Raw genomic sequence first — 23,293 nt, forward strand, 5'->3', positions numbered from 1 at the left:
CTAAACTACGAAAATATATTAATATAATTTGTTATATTTCGTAGATTATAACCTATAAAATCACCAAATTAAAGAATTATTAACTAACCATTATCATTTTGCGCAATTTTATGGAGCTTGCTGTGTTTATGGCTATACAAAAAGTATATGGAAATGCCAACCACCAGATATACAAGATAAAACTTAACTGTAATCGGGTTAGAAAGTAACCCAAACATTAAATATCCGCATAGCAATATGCCAATCATTGGGAAGAATGGAGAGAACGGCACCTTAAATGGACGTTCCAACTCAGGCTCCGCCTTACGCAGATAAAGTACGGTAAAGCATATGATAGAAAAAGCGGTCAGTGTGCCAAGTGACACTAAATCCCCTAATATGCCAATGGGAGTGGTGGCGGCAATAAGACCAATAATGCAGCCAACAGTTATGGTATTTACATATGGAGTATGGAATTTTTCATGAATTTTACTGAAAACTTCCGGCATGAGCCCATCTTTTGCCATCGTATAGAAAACTCTAGTTTGACCATACATCAATACCATCATCACCGAAGTAAGACCAGCCAAAGCTCCTATTTTTATTATAAATGATAGCCAGTTAAGACCAATATAGTCAACAGCTTTCGCCATAGGATCCGGCACGGCGAGTTCAGTATAAGGCACTATTCCGGTGAGTACGGAAGCGACCGCCATATATAATATGGTACATACCACAAGCGAGCCAAGAATCCCGATAGGAATGTCACGCTGTGGGTTTTTCGCTTCTTGCGCTGCGGTGGATACTGCCTCAAACCCAACATAAGCAAAGAAAACAATACCAGCGCCACGTAATATACCACTCATACCGTACTTTCCTGTCTCGGTCGCTTCAGGAATAAAAGGATGCCAGTTGTCAGGATTTATATAGAAAAATCCAGCTACTATGAATAACACGATTACCGCCAACTTTATTGCGACAATAATATTGTTAAGGGTCGCTGATTCCTTGACCCCTTTTACTAAAAATAAAGTTATGGCAAGCACACCAAGTAGTGCCGGTAAATTTATCCCATTATTTATAATAACACTATGCCCGCCTTTTGTGAGTTCCACTGTGGGTATTGTAAGATGCTCTGGTATTGACACGCCAAAATTGCCAAGAAAACTTACCAAATATCCTGACCAGCCAACCGCCACTGTGGAAGCAGCGACCCCGTATTCAAGTAGTAACAGCAGTCCCATAACCCAAGCGCATAACTCACCTATGCTAGCGTAAGCGTATGAATAGGCGCTACCAGAAACTGGCAGCATGGAGGAAAGCTCAGCGTAGCAAAGACCAGCGAAAGCGCAGCAAAGACCGGCTATGACAAATGATAGAATTATAGCTGGACCAGCGTACTCAGCGGCGGCTTGTCCGGTCATCACGAAAATACCGGCACCGATAATACAGCCTATGCCGAGACTTACAAGGTTGGTCGCTGATAAAGAGCGTTTTAATTTACTGGTTTGCGACTCTGCCTGAATGGTAGCGATTGACTTTTTAGTCATGAATTTACGTTTCCTAGAAGATGTCGCCACCGCTACTCTTGATGAGTTCATAATATATACTCCAACCTGTTCATAGTTTTAGTCAATTTGGTTTTACCAACTTAATGAATATTTGCAATTATTTTATTATCTTTTGTAAAGAATGATTGTTTATCAATGTGTTGGTTAAAGTGCTTGTAATGAGATAGTTAACTGTTATGGTCTGCTAGATATATATTCTTATTCTATAGAATTTGTAAATTCAGGGGAGGGGTTGATGAATTATAGAAAATTGGTGGCACCACTTTTTGTGTTACTGCTGACTATGGGTATAGTATTTACTATTCCATCCAAATTATGGGCAGCGGCGGAAGAGCAAGCTTCTACGGATTCCTTTTTATTCTCCAGCATTAAAAGAATTATCACCGCTATCACCAACCATATGAATGATGTGTTGTTTTATAAGGTACCATTCCTGTTTGATATGCCGTTATTAGTAATATGGCTGATATTTGGCGCGGTATTTTTTACTGTAAGGCTTGGTTTTATAAATATTTTCATGTTTGGGCACGCCGTAAAGGTTGTGTCAGGAAAATACGATAATAAGGATGACCCTGGAGAAGTAAGCCATTTTCAAGCGCTTACAGCGGCAGTATCAGCTACTGTTGGGCTTGGTAACATAGCTGGTGTGGCGGTGGCGGTTGCTATGGGCGGACCGGGAGCGGTTGTGTGGATGTCAATAGCCGGAATTTTCGGTATGTCCACCAAATTCGCTGAAGTGGTGATGGGACATAAGTATCGTGAGATAGATGAAAATGGCAAGGTCTCTGGTGGAGCGTTTCATTATTTAAGAAAAGGACTAGCTGAGAAGAATATGCCAAGACTAGGGCGTGTGCTGGCCGCTATATTCGCGGTTCTTTGTATTATTGGCTCAATTGGTAGCGTTAATATATTTCAGGCGAATCAGACGGTCGCTTTGCTGAAAGATAATTTTACTCTATTAGGGAAAATTGACTGGCTTGTTGCTTTAATATTAGCCGTAAGTGTTGGTTTTGTCCTAATTGGTGGAATTAAGCGCATAGCGAGCACGGCCGAGAAAATAGTACCACTTATGGCTATCGTGTATGTGAGCGCTTGTCTGATTGTTATTTTTGCAAATATTGAGCATCTTGGCGAGGCTATAAGAATTATGTTCGTGGACGCTTTCGGCTTAAGCGCCGTTGGTGGAGGGATTACAGGAGCTATAATTGCCGGTTTCCGTCGCGCTACTTTTTCTAATGAGGCAGGGGTTGGTTCCGCACCGATAGCTCACGCGGCGGCAAGAACTAAAGAGCCGGTACGTGAAGGATGTGTGGCTCTGCTTGAGCCATTTATTGATACAGTTGTTATTTGTTTTATGACTGGTCTAGTAATTACCATAACTGGTGTTTATACCGATCCGGCAGTAGCTAAAAAAGGTATCATAATGACTAGCATGGCCTTTGAGACGGTTATTTATTGGTTCCCTATGGTTCTTTCTTTCGCGGTGGCGTTGTTCGCCTTTTCCACTATGATAACTTGGAGTTATTATGGGGAGAGGGCATGGGAATATATTTTTGGCAAGAAAAATATACGTATATTCCATATCATTTTCTGCGTTTCAACCTTTATTGGTGGAATGATAGATTTAGAATTAATAGTAAATCTTGTTGACGCGCTTATGATTATTATGGCTGTACCTAACCTAATCGGGCTTTACATACTTAGTAATGATCTATCTAAGGATCTGGCTTCCTATAAAAAACGCCTCAAGCAAGGAGAGTTTGACACGGCGGGATAAAGTATAATAAATCGTCACTCTGTGAGCTGCAAGACTGCACATAATCTCTGGATTAAGAGATAAGATCCTGTGTTCTCGCTCCGTTCGCCGCAGGATGACAATGTCATTCCGATTGAGCGTAAGCGAATGGAGGAATCTTTGAAGGAATTGAAGAACTAAGAGACAAGAAACTCGGTAAGTCAGACCGAGTGAGCCTTCAGCTATGCCTCATGGGATTTCCAGTGGGAAATACCGGAGGCGAAATATAAACTACTTAACCTGAACTACGGCTAAGATATTCCCAACCTACTGCTATTACTCTACTCTCCCCTTGCGGGGGAGTCAAAAATTGAAGAGAGTAATGATTCAATTTTTGGTGGGGGGTATGTGATTATCTATACTCTACCCCCCTCCGCTCAATCAGCGCTATCACTTGATTTCGCGTGCTCCCCCGCAAGGGGAGAGCAGTTTTTTTAGTATAATATTTTTACCCCCATGAAAGTCTACTGTCTTTTACGGGGACGAGAATAGATTTCAGTGGGAAATACCGGAGACAAATATAGAGATTAAGGATGATTATCAGGATGTCTGTTTATGGTAGCGAGGATTTTTGCTATGTTAGCGCCGGTATCCTCATCTTCTTTTAGTGATTCTGCCGGAATATTATAAATTTCTGCTACTTTGTCAGTCACTTCTTGCGGTGGGGTTCTGCCTCTTCCCGATACTATAACTTCACCATAACCATCTTTAGCGAAGTTCTGAATATTATATTTATTATTTATCGCTTTTTGGAATTCTTTAGCTAACTCCGGCTTTACCGCGACATAGCACCAGTAAAATCCACCGCCATTCATCAGCCCGCGTACCAAAATTATCAGGCGATAGTCTTTTTTATTATCTATGCCTGTTTCGTTGCTCATCTGTATTAATATCTTTTAGAATCAGGCACCGACCGCCGCGCCTACTGTATTTTCTACTCGGTTCACCAGCTTACTAGTCATATTACCAGCGACACCACCGGCAAGGGCTGCCCCCATGATGGTAGCCCCAGCATGTTCTATGAGTGGTGATGCAGCTAAAATATTACCAGAACTCATTGCTACCGCCGCTAAAGTGGTAACAACCGCCGCACCAACAATTACCGCTCCCCAATTTACATCTCTTAAAGACATAACAACCTCTTTTTCCTTATAACATTACAATTTATCATATTGTATAGTAGCATAAAATGAAAACAAATTATATTACAATTGCATGAAACTGTTATTACATAAAAATATTGTTATTATTCAATGTATTGTATGTAGTTTTGACAATATTATCCAACAAGGCAATTAATTTTTATTAGTTATTTATCGCTTTCCTTAAACCATGTTTTTTCCATAGCCAGATAAGTAAATGAGACTGTCCAGCCGATCATCACCAGTCCGTTTAGTACTTCCGCGCTGGTTATCATTCTAAGTTCCTTTGTTGGTCTTATATCACCCAGTCCCAGAGATGTATAAGTTGACGCTGAGAAATAGACACGTTCAATAAAACTCTCATAGTTAAAAGCGGCAATATCTATATTGCCGGTAAGCGTACCAAAATCAGTAAAGCTTTCTATTAACAGGTAGACGATAGCGTATAGCCATATATTGATGATATGAGAGGAGAATATCGGGATTATAATCAAGAAAGACTTAAAGCGTGGCATTACATGCAGATGAGGAAGAAACTTCCACACCGCGCTTAAAATTTTGTAATTAATGAAGCTAGTGGTAAGTATTATAAGAACGCTAAGTAATGATATTAATATAAAACTCATTATTATAACTTATCTTCGGTAATTTGTGGATATAATTTATTCATATAACATATAAAAATATGCGAAAATTGAAACAGAAAATATATGATCTATACGAGGGTGACAGCACAATTTCCCACCATTTTCGCTATACACTTCTTGCCATAGATGTTGTTACCATAATTTTTCTGGTTGTCTCAAGTTTCTTTTATGGCGTTGATGTAATAGAGATAATAGATATATTTTTTGGCTTATATCTAGCGGCTGATTATCTCGCTCGCCTGTGGATGGCGCCTAAAAAAACATCATTTATTATCAATGTTCTGAATATGGCGGACTTGATTGCTACCATATCATTCTTGTTGCCGCTGCTTGGCGAGAATTTAGCGTTCCTCAGAGCTCTGCGTATATTACGTTTGCTACGTTCATACCGCCTGCAAGATAGGCTCCGGCAGGATTTTGACTATTTCCGTAGAAATGAGGATATTATCCTAAGTGCTACCAACTTGTTCATTTTTATTTTTCTCATGACAGAATTGGTGTTCGTGACCCAAGTTGAGGTAAATAAGGAGGTTACAAACTTTGTTGACGCTATGTATTTTACCATAGCCGCGCTTACCACCACCGGATTTGGTGATATAACTCTTAGCGGTCAGAGCGGTAGGATAATTTCCATAGCCATAATGATACTTGGTGGCTCGTTGTTCCTGCGCCTAGTGCAGACAATTTTCCGTCCGTCAAAAGTCCGTCATACCTGTGAGAAATGCGGTCTGTTTCTGCATGAGAGTGACTCAGTATATTGCAAACATTGCGGCTCAATACTTGATATTCCATCAAGTGGAGGCAGTTAACTATAACGGAAACTCATATTCCAAGTTTATCTTAACAGCATAATCCTCCGCTGATTTGGATATACCGAACAATGTTCCTATCTCATATTTTAGCCCGCTACTAATAGTCCCATAAAATACAGGGCCTAGCCTATGCTTCTGTTCACTGTAACTACCCATATTGGTAAACTCACCAATCTCTCCATAATACTCAACACCGGGTTCAAACAAGCGATGATAATTATACTTAGCCATCCACTTAATATCACCTTCTGGATTTTTGTTGCCGTTACTTCCTATTTCTCTTTCAACCCCAAGATTTAACATTGTGGTAAACTGATCAAAGTTTTTAGCGGCAAGTAACGCCACATAGGTTTTATCGGCATCACCGCTCGGATGTTTGAATTCATAATCAACTTTAAGACCAAAATCCGCCCAGTATTCACCTACTTCGGTAAGTTGAAATATATTTTCAATTTCCGTAGCCTCATATTCATAACCTCTGCCACCACTCTTTTCTAACTCACCAACAAGCTCAACTGCCCAGAAATCTGCAACACCATAGCCAACACCAAACTTATGTTGACGAAATCTATCCTCACTGGAACGTGAGTCAAAATCAAAACGGTTCTCACTTTCAATTTCAAAAACACCTTTTTCCACATAAGGAGAATATACTTTAAGAGCGTAAGCGTTAGAGCTTATCATTAAAGAAAAACCTATCGCTGTTGTTATAATAAATTTCCTATTCACACTTTTTCCTTTCTTGTAATTTTTATAAGTGCCAAAGTTAAAATCATGGTAGCAGCGTAAAACATTAGCTGAATCCCACTTGGACGTTCACTATAGCCAAGCATAGCGTGCATTATTCCACCAATTGTGCTATCCTGTGACAACAGCCATCCACTATCCCATAATTGTCCAAACGCTGGAAGAATATCAGCGGCGTTGAGGTAAGATGCCATTTTCGCGCTCATACCGCAGGCAAGGAATATCAACAGCCACCCCGTAATAGAGAATAAATATTTTGTGGATAATTTTATAAGACCAAAATATATCATGAATCCTATAACAGCGGCCATAGCCGTTCCTACTACCGCTCCTGACATTATAGAGAAAATGGAGTCTTGTGATGTGTTTATTATCCCAGTCATAAATAACACTATCTCCGCTCCTTCACGCCACATTGCAAGGCTTACTACAATCGCCATTGAGTAAAGAGGGGTGTCACCACTAGCGACGGATTTGCCAATATTTTTCATTTTCTGCGCTATCTGTTTCCCATGTTTTTCCATCCAGATAACAGTCCAGATTATCATCAACACCGCGGCGCACAAAACTCCAGCGTTAAATATTTCCTGACCAAGACCATCCATAGCATTAGATATTTTTCCGGCGAACAAAGCGATAATCGCTGCCCCAGCCACTCCACCGCCAGCACCAATTAACACCCACATTCCACGCTTTGGCACACCACGTGTTGCCGCCATTATTATGGAGATGATAATAGCCATCTCCAGAACTTCCCGAAATAAGATTATAAAAGATTGTTCCATGTTTTTATTTTGTAGTTAAGAGTTATTGATGTTTTTTATTTAGCGATCAATTTTCCTTTAGCGCTATCCATATTAAATTCACCAAAGAATTTATATTCACCAGCTTTAAGTGGACCAACAAAAATAACGCCCTTTGAGTTTCCGCCAATAACTTTCTCACGGTTAAAGTCATTGCTCTCAAACTCCTCAGCGGTTGGGTCTTGATTATCAATTACTAACTTCACTTTTTTATCAGCAGGTATCTCTAATACATCAGGCTGGAATTTGTGATCTTTTATAATTATGTTAAATATCGGTGTATCCGCCAGTGCTGAAAATGAGAAAAATGTACTCAAAGCTACTGCGCTGATTAGAATTTTTTTCATGTTGTTATCCTTTTTGTTATATAAATAAAGTATGTTTTTCAGGTTGTTGATTGTTTGTTATATTTATTTTACCTTAATTGAGAATAATTATCAATCGCATCTTTATAGCAAATAATAATCATTTGCAACACATATTTGTAAGAAATAGAGAGCATGGTTTAGGCAATAGGGCTTAAAAATTAGAAAATTGAGTAACAAGAAGCACAGCCAGTAGGCTGTGCGAGTATTCAGCAATGTCCCATGTGAAAGTCAGTAGGCTTTCACGGGGATGAGATATAAATAATTTCCAGTAGGCTGTGTGAGCCCTGAGCAATGCCTCATGAGATTTTCAGTAGAGTTCTCAGAAACGAATATAAAAGATCCCTCGGCTACGCTCGGGATGACATTGTCATTCCGACTGAGCGTAAGCGAATAGAGGAATCTTAGAAATTGAGAAGATTCCTTATTTCCCCATCCTAATCACAGCTAAAGAGGTCACTATTAAGGCAGGTGAGCGAGGAGGGCAGGACGTAGCTATCATCATTTTCATATATATCATCAGCTATAGATGAGTAATCAACATCATCCCAGCTACTGCTAAAATCACATCCCGCTATAAACATCACGCACAATAGAATAATCCTAATAAAATTTTCCGTCATAAAATTTTTTATAGATATTATATCCTTTATTGGCACAGATTTTTTCCCAAATTTCTTATGTGGTTATAAATAGTTTGTTTATCACCAATTTATATGTATATATGAAGTCGCATTATAAACATATTATTGGAGTATCTACAATGTCTAACACACGGTCCACGGTCGCGAGTAATAATCAATCATCTTCAACTCGTACCGCTACCTTATCAGTAGATGGAAAAAATATAGATCTGCCGGTGTATGACGCGACAGAAGGTCAGAGCGTAATAGATATAACCAAGCTATATAATGAAACCGGATTCTTTACATATGATCCAGGATTTCTTTCCACCGCTTCCTGTGACTCAAAAATAACTTTTATTGACGGAGGGCAGGGGATACTACGCTATCGTGGCTATGATATAGATGTTTTAGCAGAAAAATCAGACTATCTGGAAGTGGCTTATTTGTTATTAAATGGTGAGTTGCCAAACGCTCAGGAGAAACAGTCTTTTGACCGTAAAATAACCTTACACACAATGATTCATGAGCAATTACAGTTCTTATATCGTGGCTTTCCTCGTGCGTCGCATCCGATGGCGGTTATGGCGGGTGCCGCTGCTTCGCTTTCCGCTTTTTATCATAATGAGCTAGATGTAAATGATCATGAACAGCGTGAGCTTGCCGCTCACCGTCTTATCGCTAAAATGCCAACCTTAGCAGCTATGGCGTATAAATACTCAATTGGTCAGCCATTCATCTATCCACGTAATGATATGGGTTTTGCCGAGAATTTCTTGCATATGATGTTCTCAACCCCGTGTGAGGAATATAAAGTAAGTCCAGTACTCGCTAGCGCAATGGATAAGATACTTATCTTACACGCTGACCATGAGCAAAACGCCTCAACCTCAACCGTAAGGATGGCAGGATCTTCAGGAGCGAATCCATTTGCTTGTATTGGGGCTGGTATCGCTTCGCTATGGGGACCAGCGCATGGTGGTGCTAATGAAGCGGTTATTAATATGCTGGAGGAAATTGGTGACGTAAGTAAGATTCCTGAGTTTATCAAACAAGTAAAAGATAAAAACAGCGGCATTAAGCTTATGGGATTTGGGCATCGTGTTTATAAAAATTATGATCCGCGCGCTACTGTTCTACGCCAAACCTGTAAAGAAGTGTTAGAAGAGCTTGGACAAGTGGATGAGCCGCTACTTAAGATCGCCGTTGAGCTTGAGCGTATCGCGCTTTCTGATGAATATTTCATTGAGCGTAAATTATATCCGAATGTTGATTTTTATTCCGGTATTATTTATCGCGCGATGGGGATTCCTTCCAAGCTGTTTACGGTGTTGTTCGCGGTAGCCCGTACTTCTGGCTGGATAGCGCAGTGGAAAGAAATGATGGAGGATCCAAAAAATAAAATTGGTCGTCCACGTCAACTATTCGTGGGTCCAGCTCCACGTGAGTTTGTAGAACTTGGTAAGCGTAACTAATTGATAAATAGGTAATTTTAAGTTATTTGTTGACTTGCAATTTGTTGCCATATATAATCATCGCACAAATGCCCTCGCTGACCGAATCGGCACCTTCAGGTGTACATGTCTGTTTGCAAGACTAGGCAGCGGGGCGACTCAGATTCATAGCAATCACCTTTGGATACAATGTCACCCCGCACGTGGTTAGCGGGGTCTGGTGGGTTGCAGAGCAATCCAGTGAAAAGCTCTGCTTTTCACAACCGGATGCCGTCATAAAGACGGCATGACAGTATCATGTTCAATGCCTGATACCCAAATGCAATCGCCATGGACTCAGATTGTAGTATAAATTCAGAAGAATTAGAATTACTTGAAATTCCAGACATTTTCTATTTTGTTTTCAAACATATTTCTCCACCTGAAACTGTCTTGTTTGTCAGCATTATTGAATGGTCTTGAATATGCGCTTACTATCATATCCGCTAATTGTATGAGCACGTCATTTTTAGAGTTGCGAAATTTTATATCTTTTATAATCCCAGAAGGAATCTCTTTTCTTAAGTAGCTGGCACATTCTTTTTTGAACACTTTGTTGCCAGTCCCATCAATTTTTACCACAGCATCTCTTAGTCGGTGTGAGCCGTCTTTCATTAAATTTTTTAGACAATAATTTATAAATAAAGTGTTATTTTGTCTCAAGTTGTGGCTATATATCAATTTTTTTTCTATTACGAATATTCTGATTTTGAATTTTGCTTTTCTTATATTATTAAAAAATACATCCCTTTTTCTATTGTCAGAGTGACTGAACTTGAATTCTCTCTTAAACCCTATTTCACGTTTTATCTTATTAATTATATTGGCAGTTCCCTCCGCATCATTAAAATTATCGAAGATTATCATCCCAATTACAAAATGAGAAGAAGACGCAGGCTTAAAGCCAGCGTCTCCACTCTCATCAATAACAACCAACATAGTCTATATTGGCATAATTAAAAAAGTGTGATGCTAGAATCTGCATAATTGCTTTATAAAACAATGCGATATACTGTATTTTTAAAAAAGGATTATAAAAGTGTCTAAAAACGCTGTGTAAAATGCGGTTTGAGCAGCATAAAAAGCAATGGCAAATTGCGTGGTCGTAAACGGTATCGTTGCAACTTGTGCTTACATCAATGGGTTGATAAGCGCGGCAAAAAAACCGACTATAAGCGTTACTATTTAGACTGGCTGCACAAACGCCGAACACTAGCAGAAATTGCTAGCATTCTTGATATTTCCATCCCCAAGCTCACCAAGGAATTTGATGCTCTTGAGTGGGCAGAAGGATTAATTTTTCCTGCCTCAAAAGAAGCGATTAACCTGCTCATGGATGCGTCTTTCTTCGGCAGAGAATATGGCTATTTCTGTGCGCATGATGGCAGCAGAATCATTTATTACCAAGAGATCAAAACCGAATCAGTGAAGCATTTGCGTGAAGCTTTGCATGAGCTTGTGCAGGCAGGATATTGCTTCAAATCAGTGACCATTGATGGGCGCAAAGGGTTTTATGAAAACATCAGAAAAACACTTGGTGGAGTACCAATTCAAATGTGTATTTTCCATCAAAAAGCGATTGTAAGGCGATATACTGGAAATAATCCAAAGCTCCGTCCTGCAAAGGATTTGAAGGAGTTGATGGAAAAATTATGCAATACCGAACCAGAAGATTTTGTGGCTCAATTTTACGCTCTGGCAGAGCAGCACAAAGGATTCCTGAATGCCAAAAAGGGTGGAAGATTTACGCACGGAAGGACGCGTTCTGCATATAATTCCGTGCAAGAAAATCTGCACAGGCTATTTACATACAAGGAATTTCCAGAACAGAATATTCCGCCAACAACCAACCATCTAGAAGGCTTCTTCTCTCACCTCAAGGAAAGAATAAATATCCACCGTGGGTTGAAACTCCATAGAAAGAAAAAAGCTATAAAAGCTTTCCTCAATTCTTTCTAAAAAGCATCACACTTTTTTAATTATGCCTCTATATTTCTAGCTACAGCCGCTAGTGCTACCGCAAGTATCGCATTTCAAGCAAGTTCCGTTGCGCACTAAGGTAAAGTTGTTGCATTCCATGCAAGCGTCACCCTCATAACCTTTAGCGCGTGCCTCACGGATTTTTTCACTTACTAAGTTCGCTTTTTTACTTTTAACACTAACACCAACTTTTACGTCAATATCCTCTTGCTCACTTTCAAGGTAGGCAACAGCTTCTTCATTAGCCAAAGCGAGGTTACCAGAAACTTGAGCGTGTCTTGCGGTGTTATTTCCATCATTATTGGATACTACATACAATTTCCCACGTACAAAACCATTGCTCGCTACCTTAGAGAACAGGTTAGGTAGTTCTGGCTCGTCGCTAGGGCGGGTGGAATCACCAGCTCCACGACCTATAGAATCAGATAATGTGTCATCCACGTCAACATGCGCTAAATCATTCCGCCCTAGATATGAAATTGCTAGCTCACGGAATATATAATCCAGTATTGAGGTTGACATTTTAATCGTCTCATTGCCCTCAACTATTCCTGACGGCTCAAAACGAGTAAAGGTGAAAGCGTCAACAAACTCCTCAAGCGGTACGCCATATTGTAAGCCGATGGAAACAGCGATAGCGAAATTATTCATTAGTGAGCGGAAAGCCGCTCCTTCCTTGTGCATATCAACAAAGATCTCTCCAATCTCACCATTTTCATATTCACCAGTACGCAGATAAACCTTATGTCCGCCAATACTTGCTTTCTGGGTATAACCTTTACGTCTTTCCGGTAGCTTACGCCTCTGTGACTCGTAAATAACCCTCTCAACAATACGTTCCGCTATAACTTGCGGTTGACGAGCGGCACGATATTGTTCTGGTGTTTGTTCCTCGTCCTCATCCTCATCCTCTAATTCGGTAGCGATCGCCGAATTAAGCGGTTGCGATAGTTTAGATCCATCACGATAAAGAGCGTTAGCTTTAAGACACAACTTCCATGACAGTAGGTACGCTTCTTTACATTCCTCCACAGTCGCTGAATTTGGCATATTAATGGTTTTAGAGATAGCTCCCGATATGTATGGCTGAACGGCTGCCATCATCCTTATGTGCGATTCAGCGGATAAGAATCTAGTTCCTTTCTTCCCGCAAGGATTGGCGCAGTCAAATACAGCAAGGTGAATATTTTTTAGATGTGGCGCACCCTCTAAGGTCATAGTACCACAGCAATATTCATTAGCTGCCTCAATCTCAGATTTTGAGAAACCAAGAGCGCTAAGCATATCAAATGAATAATCATTTAATTGCTCATCGTTAAAACCAAGTTTCTCTTTGCAGAATTTCTCACCAAGTGAATATTTATTAAAAGCGAATTTAAGCTCAAACGCCGAAGCAAGAGATTTCTCAATGGTTTCTATGGCGTTATCATCAAACCCTTTTTCTTTTAACGCCTCATGACTTATAGCGTTGCTGCCTTTAAGAGAGCCATGTCCAACAGCATAGGAAGTAATATCCTTTATTTGTTTTTTGGTGTAGCCAAGATATTCAAGGGCAGGGGGGACTTGATTATTGATTATTTTGAAATAACCGCCACCAGCTAGTTTTTTGAATTTTACTAGAGCGAAATCCGGCTCAATTCCAGTGGTATCGCAATCCATCACCAGCCCGATAGTACCGGTCGGAGCTATGCAAGTCGCTTGAGCGTTGCGGAAACCATATTTCTCGCCCCACATAATAGCGGTATCCCAAGCTTTCTTAGCTGCTTTTGCCAAAGATTTATCCTCAAGATTATCAATATCAAGTGGTACTGGATTAATTGATAGATCCTCATACCCATCTTTTTTACCAAGAGCTGCTATCCGGTGGTTATTCATCACCTTAAGCATTGATTTTTTATTTTCACTGTAACCATCAAAAGCACCGAGCTCTTTTGCCATCTCAGCGGAGGTCGCGTAAGATGTTCCAGTCATAATAGCTGAGATAGCGCCAGCTATAGCTCTTCCCTCATCACTATCGTAGGGAATACCACTTGCCATAAGTAAGCCGCCAATATTAGCGAATCCAAGACCAAGCGTGCGATATTCATAAGACAGTCTGGCGATTTCCTTTGATGGGAATTGTGCCATAGCCACCGATATTTCAAGCACGACAGTCCATAATCTACAAGCGTGCTCAAAGGATTTTATATCAAAAATATTATCAGAGCCTTTGGCAGTGTCTTTTTTGAATTTTAGCAAGTTTATTGACGCTAGGTTGCAAGCGGTATCATCTAAAAACATGTATTCAGAACAAGGGTTAGACGCTCTTATTCTGCCGGATTCTGGGCAGGTATGCCATTCATTGATGGTAGTGTCATACTGTAAGCCCGGATCAGCGCATGCCCACGCCGCGTACCCTATCTCATCCCATAATTCAGACGCCGGCATTTCTTTGCTTACCTTGCCATCTTTACGGTTTATCAGATGCCATGGCTTGTTTTTCTCTACGGCTTCCAAAAATTCATTCGTTACGCGTATGGAATTATTTGAGTTCTGGCCAGATACGGTAAGATAGGCTTCAGAATCCCAGTCAGTATCATACTCAGGGAATTCAATCTCAGTATATCCTTGCTTGGCGAATTGTATCACCCTTACAATATAATTTTCAGGGATAAGAGCTTTTTTCGCTTCTTTCATAGCGTTTTTAAGAGCTGGATTATCTGATGGGTTAAATCTTGATTCATTACTGCCGATATTGCAGGCATTCATAATGGCTTTTAGATGTTTAGCGCATATTTTAGAGCCAGTTACGATAGCGGCTACTTTCTGTTCCTCAATAACTTTCCAACGGATAAATTCCTCAATATCAGGATGGTCAATATCAACCACTACCATCTTAGCCGCTCTTCTGGTAGTACCGCCTGATTTAATAGCGCCTGCCGCCCTGTCACCAATTCTAAGGAAGCTCATAAGACCTGATGATTTGCCGCCGCCAGATAATTTTTCTCCTATTCCTCTAAGGTCAGAAAAATTGGAGCCAGTGCCGGAACCATATTTGAATAGACGGGCTTCACGTTCCCATAAATTCATTATGCCGCCTTCATTTACTAGGTCATCGGAAACGCTTTGAATAAAGCAAGCGTGCGGTTGTGGTCTTTCATAAGCGCTACGGGACTTAGTAAGTTGTTTGTTTTCCGCGTCAACATAGTAGTGCCCTTGACTAGGACCATCTATGCCATAAGCCCAGTGCAAGCCAGTATTAAACCATTGCGGAGAATTAGGGGCTGCCATTTGGCTGGCTAACATAAAGCGTATCTCGTCATAAAAGCTCTTCGCGTCATCTTCTGTGTCGAAATATCCGCCTTTCCAGCCCCAATATGTCCAAGCGCCCGCCAACCGGTCAAAAACTTGTTTAGATGATGTCTCACCACCAAAACGTTCATCTTCTGGTAAAGTAGATAGTTTTTCTTCATCAGGCACACTACGCCATAGCCAACTTGGTACGGTTTCTTCCTCAACTTTCTTAAGGAAAGCCGTCACCCCAGCCTTACGGAAATATTTTTGCGCGAGAACATCACTAGCGACTTGTGACCAGCCGGTTGGAACCTCAGTACCCAAAGACTCAAACACCACAGATCCATCAGGATTCTTCATGACAACATCAACTTTTTTGAAGTCTATATGGTCATAGATAGAAAAAGTATCAGTTTTCTTTGCGGATCTGGTAAAGTGTTTTTCTATGCGCATCCTTTATTCCTCTTAAATTTAAGTTATTTAGTGTTCTGACTTAGCTATTATAGCAACGGTTTATAATTCACGATTCAATTAGTTGATAATTACAAAAACAAGCATCATATCTCAAAATGATAATGGTGATTCTAACACCATATATTCGTAATGCAACTATATATTGTGCTTGACATGTATTTTGATACTATATGATGGGTTTTTTGTTAAAAAATGATTTTGTGAAAAATGTGGATAAAGTGATAACCGCTTACGACAAAACAATAAAATAATGAGCATGTATGTGCATAAGTTGGTGGGTATGTCCTATGCTAGGCATTAGGGAACAAGAGCATGACCAGCAGGTCGTGCCAGCCCTGCCTGTCCGCCTAAGCTCAAAGAGCGTAGGAGGAAGCTATGTCCCATGTGAAAATCAGTAGATTTTCACGGGGACGAAATATATAATAACCCCTCACCCTAACCCTCTCCCAAAGGGAGAGGGGATATTCGTAAAGATGAGGAACAAGAAACTCGGTCAGCAGACCGAGTGAGCCTTCAGCAATGCCTCATGGGATTTCCAGTGGGAAATACCGGAGGCGAATATAAAAAATACCCCTCACCCTAACCCTCTCCCAAAAGGAGAGGGGATATTCGTAAAAATGAGGAACAGTAATCCCACAGCGGGAGCGAAATAAAAATGATAGAGAGCATAGTAAACAAAAAACGATTTGCTACTCACACTAGTAAGTTAAGCATTGTCCCGCGATCCCAGAAAACCCCGCCACGCAACGCATCAACAGCGCTGCGAATCATCGTATTCATGGTTTCCGGCGCGGGTATATTATTAATCTCAGCTTTGTTTGGGATAACATATTTTTTAGAGCTTACTAAGGAGCGGTTACGGTCCCTTCTGCCTGAGCTGCCTGACTGTATATTAACTAAGCTAGGATTTACATTAATAACCACTTGTGATACTCCTGCGAAAAGTGCCAGTTCATACTAGCACGCAGAAATAACAGAAAATAAAATTGAAGGCAATAATTATGAAACGTATTATAAAATGGTCACTAATATTGTTTGTATTACTTGTAATAGCAATTGTTTCCGTTCCTTTTTTAATTCCAATTAATACGGTAAAAGAAATAGCGATAAGTAAGGTAAAAGAACTTACCGGACGTGACCTAGTTATAGCTGGAGAGATTAAAGCCAGCCTATGGCCTGACATTGGAGTTAAGCTGCAAAAAGTATCTCTCTCAAACCCAGAAAATTTTAGTAAAAAAAATATGGTGGAGATAGACTCGCTTACAGCGGAAGTAGCCCTCATGCCGTTATTTAGTGGTGATATAAGGATTAAGCAGTTCATACTTAGCAAGCCGACAATAAATCTTGAGATAGATAAAAATAACAAGAATAATTGGCAGTTTGGCAAGAAGCAGGCAAAACCAAGTGATAATAACAATCAGAATGATAAAATAGTAGCTAGCGAACAGGATAATAAAAAAATTCTACCGGTGCTTGGGATTATCAAAATAGAAAATGGTAATTTCTATTATAGCAATGCTAAAGATGGTAAAAAATATAATCTTAAAAATATAAATTTCGCTGTGGACATGCCTTCACTTTCATCACCACTCGGTGTGAAGGCTGATATGATGTTTAATAATGAAAAAATTAACGTTGATTTTGACACACAAAAACCTTTGTCTCTTAAAGATGGTGGCAGTAGTAAAACTAATCTTAATCTTATAGTAGGCTCTCTTGCCAAAATAAAATTTAATGGAGCAGCGAGTAAGGAAAAAATAAGTGGTGATGCTGATGTAAATATATTGTCCCTTAATAGTCTTGTTAAATGGGCAGACATGAAATTAGTTCTAAACAACGCTATGAAAAACTCACTTAATATAAAAGCTCATATTGACTGTAGCGATGTACGCTGTCTGTTAAAAGGGTCTTCTATATCACTTGATGACAACAAACTTACCGGAAACGCGGAAATAAATTTCGCGCAATCTCTACCGTATATTAAGGCTGATATGACATCGGATACCATAAATCTCAACCCATACTTAAAACAAGCTGAAAATAAGATAGGAAACATATCAATCATTAGTAGCGCTTACGCGGCGGAGAATGCGTCCAGTGATAAGATAGATTTATCAGGGCTTAATAAAGCTAACGCTGACATAAAACTTGATGTAAAAAAGCTAATATATCAACAAGCGGAATTAAGTGACTTAAAAGCGATAACAAAGCTTGCAAAAGGTGCTTTATCGGTAAATATACCAACAGCGTCACTGTATAGTGGAAGTGCCAAAATAGACGCGGTGGCGACTTCCGCCGGTAATTTCTCAGCAAATATCAACGCTAATAAAGTTCAACTAAAACCACTGCTTACAGATTTCGCTAAGTTTGATAAACTTAAAGGTATTGGTAGCTTTTCTACTTCGCTTAAAGCTTCCGGCAGCTCGCAGCAAGCTATAATATCCTCTCTCTTTGGAGATGGTAAAATTATGGTAAGTGATGGAAAAATAAAGGGAATAAACATAGCCAAGATAGTTTCCGGCGCAAAAGAGGTTGTCACTGGCGTTGATTCATACTCTGAAGAAACTAGCTTTTCTGAGCTAAGCGGCAGTTTTACAATAAATAAAGGTATATTAAATAATAATGACCTGATAATGAAAGCACCATTACTTCGCCTAAGTGGCGCGGGAAATATTGACTTGCCACGTAATTATGTTAATTACAGGCTGAGTCCGAGTTTCGTCGCTACCCTTGAAGGGCAGGGTGGGCAGGATAAAAGTGGAATCAATATCCCGATAATAGTTAGCGGTACCTTTAATAAGCTTAAATTTAAGCCTGATCTAAACGCCATAGCTCAGGACGCTATTAAAAACCCAACAAAAATAAGGGATACGGTAAGAGAAATAAAAAATTCCATAAAAAAACCGGATGATCTAAAAAATTTATTGCAGGGTTTTAGGTAAGATGACTGATAAAAATATAGCGAACAATATGTTCAAGGTAACCGCTTTCTATCATTTTTTTGATTTCCCTGATTTTGAGGAAAAGCGTTTTGTTCTGCTTAACTTTCTAAAAGAAAGAGGAATAAAAGGCTCGGTACTTATCGCCCATGAAGGCATAAACGGAACCGTAGCCGGTAACGCTCAATATATTGATGAGACGCTTGCTTTCTTAGAAAAGAAAATAATCGGTGAAAAATTTGAGCATAAGGATAGTTATAGCGAGCAACATCCTTTTATCCGTACTAAAGTTCGCTTGAAAAAAGAGCTTATCTCAATGGGAAGACCGTCCGACCCGCTTAATCCTGGTACCCATCTTGATTCAAAGCAGTGGAATGAATTGCTTGCTGATCCTGACACTATACTAATTGACTCACGCAATAGTTATGAGACCCATCTTGGCAAATTCAAGAACGCTATAGATCCTGATATACCAAACTTCAAACATCTTGCTGACTTTATAGATAGTCAGGATATTGATAAGAAAAAGGCAAAAATCGCTACCTATTGTACTGGTGGGATACGTTGTGAGAGATTTACCGCATGGCTTAAGGATGAGGGATTTGAAAATGTTTACCACCTAAAAGGTGGCATACTTAAATATTTGGAAGAAATACCAGAAGATGAAAGTTTATGGGAAGGGGAGTGCTACGTGTTTGATAAACGTATAGCCGTTGGACACGGGCTTGTGCCAAGTAGCACTGCCAGCATGTGTAACGCTTGCGGACACTCTCTGCTTCCAGAAGATAGAGAACACCCATCCTATGATGAGCATGTTATCTGCCCTTATTGTGTAAATGGTAAACTACAAACCCACCAAGCGCCTGAATCTACTAAAAGGTAATAACTTTACTGATAATGGCAGGGGCGACAGATTGACAAATGACCTACTGGTCATTTGCCCTATGGGCGGCTCGCTATTGTTCCGCCGTCCAATTTTGCTTGCTGCAAAATTGTCGAACCTAACGGTTCTCATTATGTCAAACAAATACTAACATTAGTAAAGTAGACTAAAGTCTACTTTACTAATGTTGGCAGGGGCGACAGGATTCGAACCTGCGACCTACGGTTTTGGAGACCGTCGCTCTACCAACTGAGCTACACCCCTATTTCAGGGAGTAGGTTCTAGGGGCTAGAAACTAGAAGACACTAGAACCTAGTTCCTAGAACCTAGCCCCAACGTGAATCACTCCACAATTTTGGCTACGACACCAGCGCCGATAGTTCTTCCACCCTCACGGATAGCGAAGCGCAAGCCTTCCTCCATCGCGATTGGTGAGATAAGCGAAGCCTCAATGCTCACATTATCACCCGGCATAATCATCTCAACACCATCTGGAAGCTTAATAGAACCAGTAACATCAGTAGTACGGAAGTAAAACTGTGGACGATAATTACTAAAGAACGGAGTATGACGACCACCTTCCTCTTTGGTAAGAACATATATCTCAGCGGTAAACTTAGTATGCGGAGTGATAGAACCAGGCTTAGCTAGAACCTGACCACGCTCAACCTCATCACGCTTGGTACCACGTAACAACACACCAACATTATCACCAGCGCGACCCTCATCAAGAAGCTTACGGAACATCTCAACGCCGGTACAGGTGGTTTTCTGAGTATCACGCAGACCAACTATCTCTATCTCCTCTCCAACCTTAACAATACCACGCTCAACGCGACCAGTTACCACAGTTCCACGACCAGATATAGAGAACACATCCTCAATCGGCATGATGAAAGGCTTGTCAATCGGACGCTCAGGTTGCGGTATATAGCTATCAACAGCGTCCATAAGTTTAGAAACAGCCTCACGACCAAGCTCAGGATTCTTATCCTCAAGAGCGCATAAAGCCGAACCACGAATGATTGGTATATCATCACCAGGAAATTTATACTTGCTAAGCAATTCACGAACTTCCATCTCAACTAACTCTAAAAGCTCAGGATCGTCAACCATGTCACATTTGTTAAGGAACACGACAAGCGCTGGAACACCAACTTGGCGAGCGAGAAGTATATGCTCACGAGTTTGCGGCATCGGACCATCAGCGGCGGATACAACAAGTATCGCACCATCCATCTGCGCCGCGCCAGTAATCATGTTCTTTACATAGTCAGCGTGACCAGGACAATCAACGTGAGCATAGTGACGACCCTCAGTCTCATACTCAACGTGAGCGGTGTTAATGGTTATACCACGCGCCTTCTCCTCAGGAGCGGCGTCAATGCTGTCATATGCCGAATATTTAGCCCGACCAGCCTCAGCCAATACCTTCGTAATCGCAGCAGTCAAACTCGTCTTGCCATGATCTACGTGACCTATAGTCCCGATGTTACAGTGAGGCTTGCTCCTATCAAATTTCTCTTTAGACATTGTTTATGTTCCTTACTAATTAGTGTTAAATGATTCTGTTATATTATTTTCTCAAATACCGGTTATAAAAAAAGCACATGCCTTAATGGAGCGGGTGAAGGGAATCGAACCCTCGTGTTCAGCTTGGAAGGCTGACGTTCTACCATTGAACTACACCCGCGAATTTGAAAAAATAGTAGGCGAACCTGCTATAGATAAAGCGTATGCCAAATATATTAGCGGTTTCTAATCCAGCTGTTAGAAAAAATCAACATCAGAATCATTAATAAGTAAATAAATAATGCAAAACCCTAAAAATAGCTATATATTCTCTGACTTCACCTGCGATTGGGTGATTTGGTTATGTTAAAAGTATAAATCAATTTCAATTAAAGAGAGTAGTTATGAAAAAGACATTTATTACTATAAGCACGGTTCTAGCGATGACTTCTACGGTAGCTATGGCGAGTGAAAAAGCTTCTGATAAAAAGCCACAGATGGATGGGCATAAGCAAGGCAAAATGTGTAAAAAAGGCTGGCACGCCAAAAAATGGGAAAAAATAGATACTAACAAAGATGGTGTGATCACAAAGGAAGAAGCCCAAGCGTTTCATGATAAGAAATTCAAAATGAAGGACGCTAATGGTGATGGAAAAATCACTAAAGATGAGTGGCAAGCTCACCATGAGGCTAAAAGAGAAAAAATGAAAGAAATGAAAAAGAAAATGGAAGAAAAAGCAGGTGCCGCTAAAAAATAAAATACTTTTCTAATTATATTCAAAAAAGGGGGCGTTGATTACGCCCTCTTTTTTAATCAACCTCTTTTTATTGCCATTTAATACCCCGTCAAAATCCTATCCACCAACTCTTTGATAGTTGGGATAAATCCATCAGCGTAAAAAGGATCATTCTTAAACTTGTAAGCATTATGACCAGAGAACATAAGCTGTGAATCAACTGGTTTGCCTAGAATAATATCTTGTAGGGTTTTTTGTATACAGAAACTACGAGGATCGGCGCGTTTCCCAGTCATAAAATCATCATGATCCTTCCAGTTGGAAAAGCGGCAATGGCTAAGACAGCCCATACAATCAACCTGATCTTTATGGATTTCCTGAGCTTTCTCAGTGGTTACAAAAATTAAGGTAGAGTCCGGCGTTTTCATCGCCTCAACAAACCCTAGTTTCTTCCAATCTTCCGCTCTTTCCTTATCATCAGGCTGTACAAAAACTGGACGTCCACGCGCGCCAACAGGAAGCGGTTCGGAGAATAGTCCTTCCTGTTCCATCCTATACTCAATTTGCCGTTCTTCACGACCACGCAATTCTTTAATGAAATCATTATTTACTCCAGAGGAATAAAAACCGGTCGGACTAAACCTGTTTAGGAATACGTCTCCTTCCTCTAAGGTCATTAGCTTTACTTTCCAATCGCTAGATACCGGACTTTCTTTGGTAAGTAGCGGGCGAGTACCAAACTGGAAAGCTATTTTACCAATTTCAGGATTATCTAGCCAATGCTCCCAATCTTTCAAATGCCAAGCTCCACCTGCCATAATTATTGGGGTTTCCTCAAGACCAAAACTATTCATCGCTTTCCTAAGAGCAGCTACTCTTGGGTAAGGATCTTGCGGCGCGTCTGGATCTTCCGCATTTGAAAGCCCATTATGACCACCAGCAAGCCATGGATCCTCATAAACCACACTGCCAAGCCATTTTGATGTTTTATTGTAAGAGCGTTTCCACAAAGCATTAAACGCGCGCGCTGAAGAAATTATCGGGTGATAGTAAACGCCGTAGCTTGCGGCTAAATCACCAAGCCGGTAAGGCATGCCAGCACCACAGGTAATTCCATGAATGAGTCCCTTAGCTCCTTCTAAAATTCCAGTAAGGACTCTTTCTGCTCCGCCCATTTCCCATAAAATATTTACGTGGATACGACCATTATCGCCCGCTATATCATGAGCTATTTTCGCTTGGGTAACGCCGCCACGGATACTTTGCTCAATAAGTTCCTCATGGCGCGCGCGGCGGGTTTTCTCTTCATAATGGTATGGTATTATGTTGCCTTTATCATCATAATACTGAGCATTTACGCCAGACAAAGTACCAACAGCGCCAGCGGCAGCGAAAGCTCCCGCGCTATTACCATTACTCGCTCCTATACCCTTGCCACCCTCTATTATAGGATGGACTTCTTTTCCTGATATTACCACAGGCTTCAATTTCTGACGAAAATCAGCCATAATTAATTCC

Annotated in this window: 20 protein-coding genes and 2 tRNA genes; 7 read left to right on the top strand and 15 right to left on the bottom strand. The window is 40.4% G+C overall.

Annotation, left to right across the window (positions count from 1 at the left end):
- Positions 1-83: 83 nt before the first annotated feature.
- The gene (locus R3D71_00965; GenBank protein MEZ5690221.1) at positions 84-1,580 is read right to left on the bottom strand and encodes an amino acid permease; all 1,497 of its coding nucleotides are present in this window, start codon (positions 1,578-1,580) and stop codon (positions 84-86) included.
- A 205-nt stretch (positions 1,581-1,785) separates the two neighbouring features.
- On the opposite strand from R3D71_00965, the gene R3D71_00970 reads away from it, so the two are divergent.
- Entirely contained in the window at positions 1,786-3,327 is a 1,542-nt protein-coding gene (locus R3D71_00970; GenBank protein ID MEZ5690222.1) for an alanine/glycine:cation symporter family protein, read from the top strand.
- A 545-nt stretch (positions 3,328-3,872) separates the two neighbouring features.
- Here the strand turns inward: R3D71_00970 and R3D71_00975 are convergent.
- From R3D71_00975 to R3D71_00985, 3 genes are all read right to left on the bottom strand, one after another.
- Complete coding sequence (locus tag R3D71_00975) at positions 3,873-4,226, bottom strand: hypothetical protein (protein ID MEZ5690223.1); 354 nt, start codon at positions 4,224-4,226, stop codon at positions 3,873-3,875.
- 21 nt (positions 4,227-4,247) lie between these two features.
- Positions 4,248-4,478, bottom strand: coding sequence for a hypothetical protein (locus tag R3D71_00980; GenBank protein MEZ5690224.1), 231 nt, complete (start codon positions 4,476-4,478; stop codon positions 4,248-4,250).
- A 176-nt stretch (positions 4,479-4,654) separates the two neighbouring features.
- Positions 4,655-5,113 carry an ion channel gene (locus R3D71_00985; protein MEZ5690225.1) on the bottom strand — a complete coding sequence of 153 codons (459 nt, stop codon included), beginning with the start codon at positions 5,111-5,113 and terminating at the stop codon, positions 4,655-4,657.
- Between the two features lie 59 nt (positions 5,114-5,172).
- Between R3D71_00985 and R3D71_00990 the strand changes: the two genes are divergently transcribed.
- Complete coding sequence (locus tag R3D71_00990) at positions 5,173-5,943, top strand: potassium channel family protein (protein MEZ5690226.1); 771 nt, start codon at positions 5,173-5,175, stop codon at positions 5,941-5,943.
- On the opposite strand, the gene R3D71_00995 is transcribed toward R3D71_00990, so the two are convergent.
- From R3D71_00995 to R3D71_01010, 4 genes are all read right to left on the bottom strand, one after another.
- Positions 5,944-6,675, bottom strand: coding sequence for a hypothetical protein (locus R3D71_00995; protein ID MEZ5690227.1), 732 nt, complete (start codon positions 6,673-6,675; stop codon positions 5,944-5,946).
- Complete coding sequence (locus R3D71_01000) at positions 6,672-7,478, bottom strand: FTR1 family protein (GenBank protein MEZ5690228.1); 807 nt, start codon at positions 7,476-7,478, stop codon at positions 6,672-6,674. Before R3D71_01000 ends, R3D71_00995 begins: the two co-directional genes overlap by 4 nt.
- A 35-nt stretch (positions 7,479-7,513) precedes the next feature.
- Entirely contained in the window at positions 7,514-7,843 is a 330-nt protein-coding gene (locus R3D71_01005; protein MEZ5690229.1) for a cupredoxin domain-containing protein, read from the bottom strand.
- Between the two features lie 455 nt (positions 7,844-8,298).
- Positions 8,299-8,484 (bottom strand): hypothetical protein, encoded by a 186-nt coding sequence (locus R3D71_01010; protein ID MEZ5690230.1) that lies wholly within the window; start codon positions 8,482-8,484, stop codon positions 8,299-8,301.
- A 140-nt stretch (positions 8,485-8,624) separates the two neighbouring features.
- Between R3D71_01010 and R3D71_01015 the strand changes: the two genes are divergently transcribed.
- Positions 8,625-9,959: a citrate synthase gene (locus tag R3D71_01015; GenBank protein MEZ5690231.1), complete on the top strand. Its 1,335-nt coding sequence runs from the start codon at positions 8,625-8,627 to the stop codon at positions 9,957-9,959.
- A 348-nt stretch (positions 9,960-10,307) separates the two neighbouring features.
- Here R3D71_01015 and R3D71_01020 read toward each other — a convergent pair whose 3' ends face one another.
- Positions 10,308-10,916: a DUF3800 domain-containing protein gene (locus R3D71_01020; protein ID MEZ5690232.1), complete on the bottom strand. Its 609-nt coding sequence runs from the start codon at positions 10,914-10,916 to the stop codon at positions 10,308-10,310.
- A 129-nt stretch (positions 10,917-11,045) separates the two neighbouring features.
- On the opposite strand from R3D71_01020, the gene R3D71_01025 reads away from it, so the two are divergent.
- Positions 11,046-11,936, top strand: a complete 891-nt coding sequence (locus tag R3D71_01025) for a hypothetical protein (GenBank protein ID MEZ5690233.1) — start codon at positions 11,046-11,048, stop codon at positions 11,934-11,936.
- A 36-nt stretch (positions 11,937-11,972) separates the two neighbouring features.
- Here R3D71_01025 and R3D71_01030 read toward each other — a convergent pair whose 3' ends face one another.
- Positions 11,973-15,683, bottom strand: coding sequence for a vitamin B12-dependent ribonucleotide reductase (locus R3D71_01030; protein MEZ5690234.1), 3,711 nt, complete (start codon positions 15,681-15,683; stop codon positions 11,973-11,975).
- Between the two features lie 714 nt (positions 15,684-16,397).
- Entirely contained in the window at positions 16,398-16,628 is a 231-nt protein-coding gene (locus tag R3D71_01035) for a hypothetical protein (protein MEZ5690235.1), read from the bottom strand.
- A gap of 77 nt (positions 16,629-16,705) precedes the next feature.
- Here R3D71_01035 and R3D71_01040 point away from each other — a divergent pair, with 77 nt between their 5' ends.
- Together R3D71_01040 and R3D71_01045 are read left to right on the top strand one after the other, a co-directional pair.
- Complete coding sequence (locus R3D71_01040; GenBank protein MEZ5690236.1) at positions 16,706-18,646, top strand: AsmA family protein; 1,941 nt, start codon at positions 16,706-16,708, stop codon at positions 18,644-18,646.
- 1 nt (position 18,647) lies between these two features.
- The gene (locus tag R3D71_01045; GenBank protein ID MEZ5690237.1) at positions 18,648-19,526 is read left to right on the top strand and encodes a rhodanese-related sulfurtransferase; all 879 of its coding nucleotides are present in this window, start codon (positions 18,648-18,650) and stop codon (positions 19,524-19,526) included.
- A 188-nt stretch (positions 19,527-19,714) separates the two neighbouring features.
- On the opposite strand, the gene R3D71_01050 is transcribed toward R3D71_01045, so the two are convergent.
- The 3 genes from R3D71_01050 to R3D71_01060 form a co-directional block, all read right to left on the bottom strand.
- Positions 19,715-19,790 (bottom strand) — tRNA-Trp (locus R3D71_01050).
- 78 nt (positions 19,791-19,868) lie between these two features.
- Complete coding sequence (tuf, locus tag R3D71_01055) at positions 19,869-21,059, bottom strand: elongation factor Tu (GenBank protein MEZ5690238.1); 1,191 nt, start codon at positions 21,057-21,059, stop codon at positions 19,869-19,871.
- An 86-nt stretch (positions 21,060-21,145) separates the two neighbouring features.
- Positions 21,146-21,219 (bottom strand) — tRNA-Gly (locus R3D71_01060).
- 223 nt (positions 21,220-21,442) lie between these two features.
- On the opposite strand from R3D71_01060, the gene R3D71_01065 reads away from it, so the two are divergent.
- Positions 21,443-21,796 carry a hypothetical protein gene (locus R3D71_01065; GenBank protein MEZ5690239.1) on the top strand — a complete coding sequence of 118 codons (354 nt, stop codon included), beginning with the start codon at positions 21,443-21,445 and terminating at the stop codon, positions 21,794-21,796.
- Positions 21,797-21,873: 77 nt separating this feature from the next.
- Here R3D71_01065 and R3D71_01070 read toward each other — a convergent pair whose 3' ends face one another.
- Positions 21,874-23,283 carry a nitronate monooxygenase gene (locus R3D71_01070; protein MEZ5690240.1) on the bottom strand — a complete coding sequence of 470 codons (1,410 nt, stop codon included), beginning with the start codon at positions 23,281-23,283 and terminating at the stop codon, positions 21,874-21,876.
- Between the last annotated feature and the right edge of the window lie 10 nt (positions 23,284-23,293).

The organism is Rickettsiales bacterium (assembly GCA_041396965.1).
Lineage (GTDB): Bacteria > Pseudomonadota > Alphaproteobacteria > Rickettsiales > SXRF01 > SXRF01.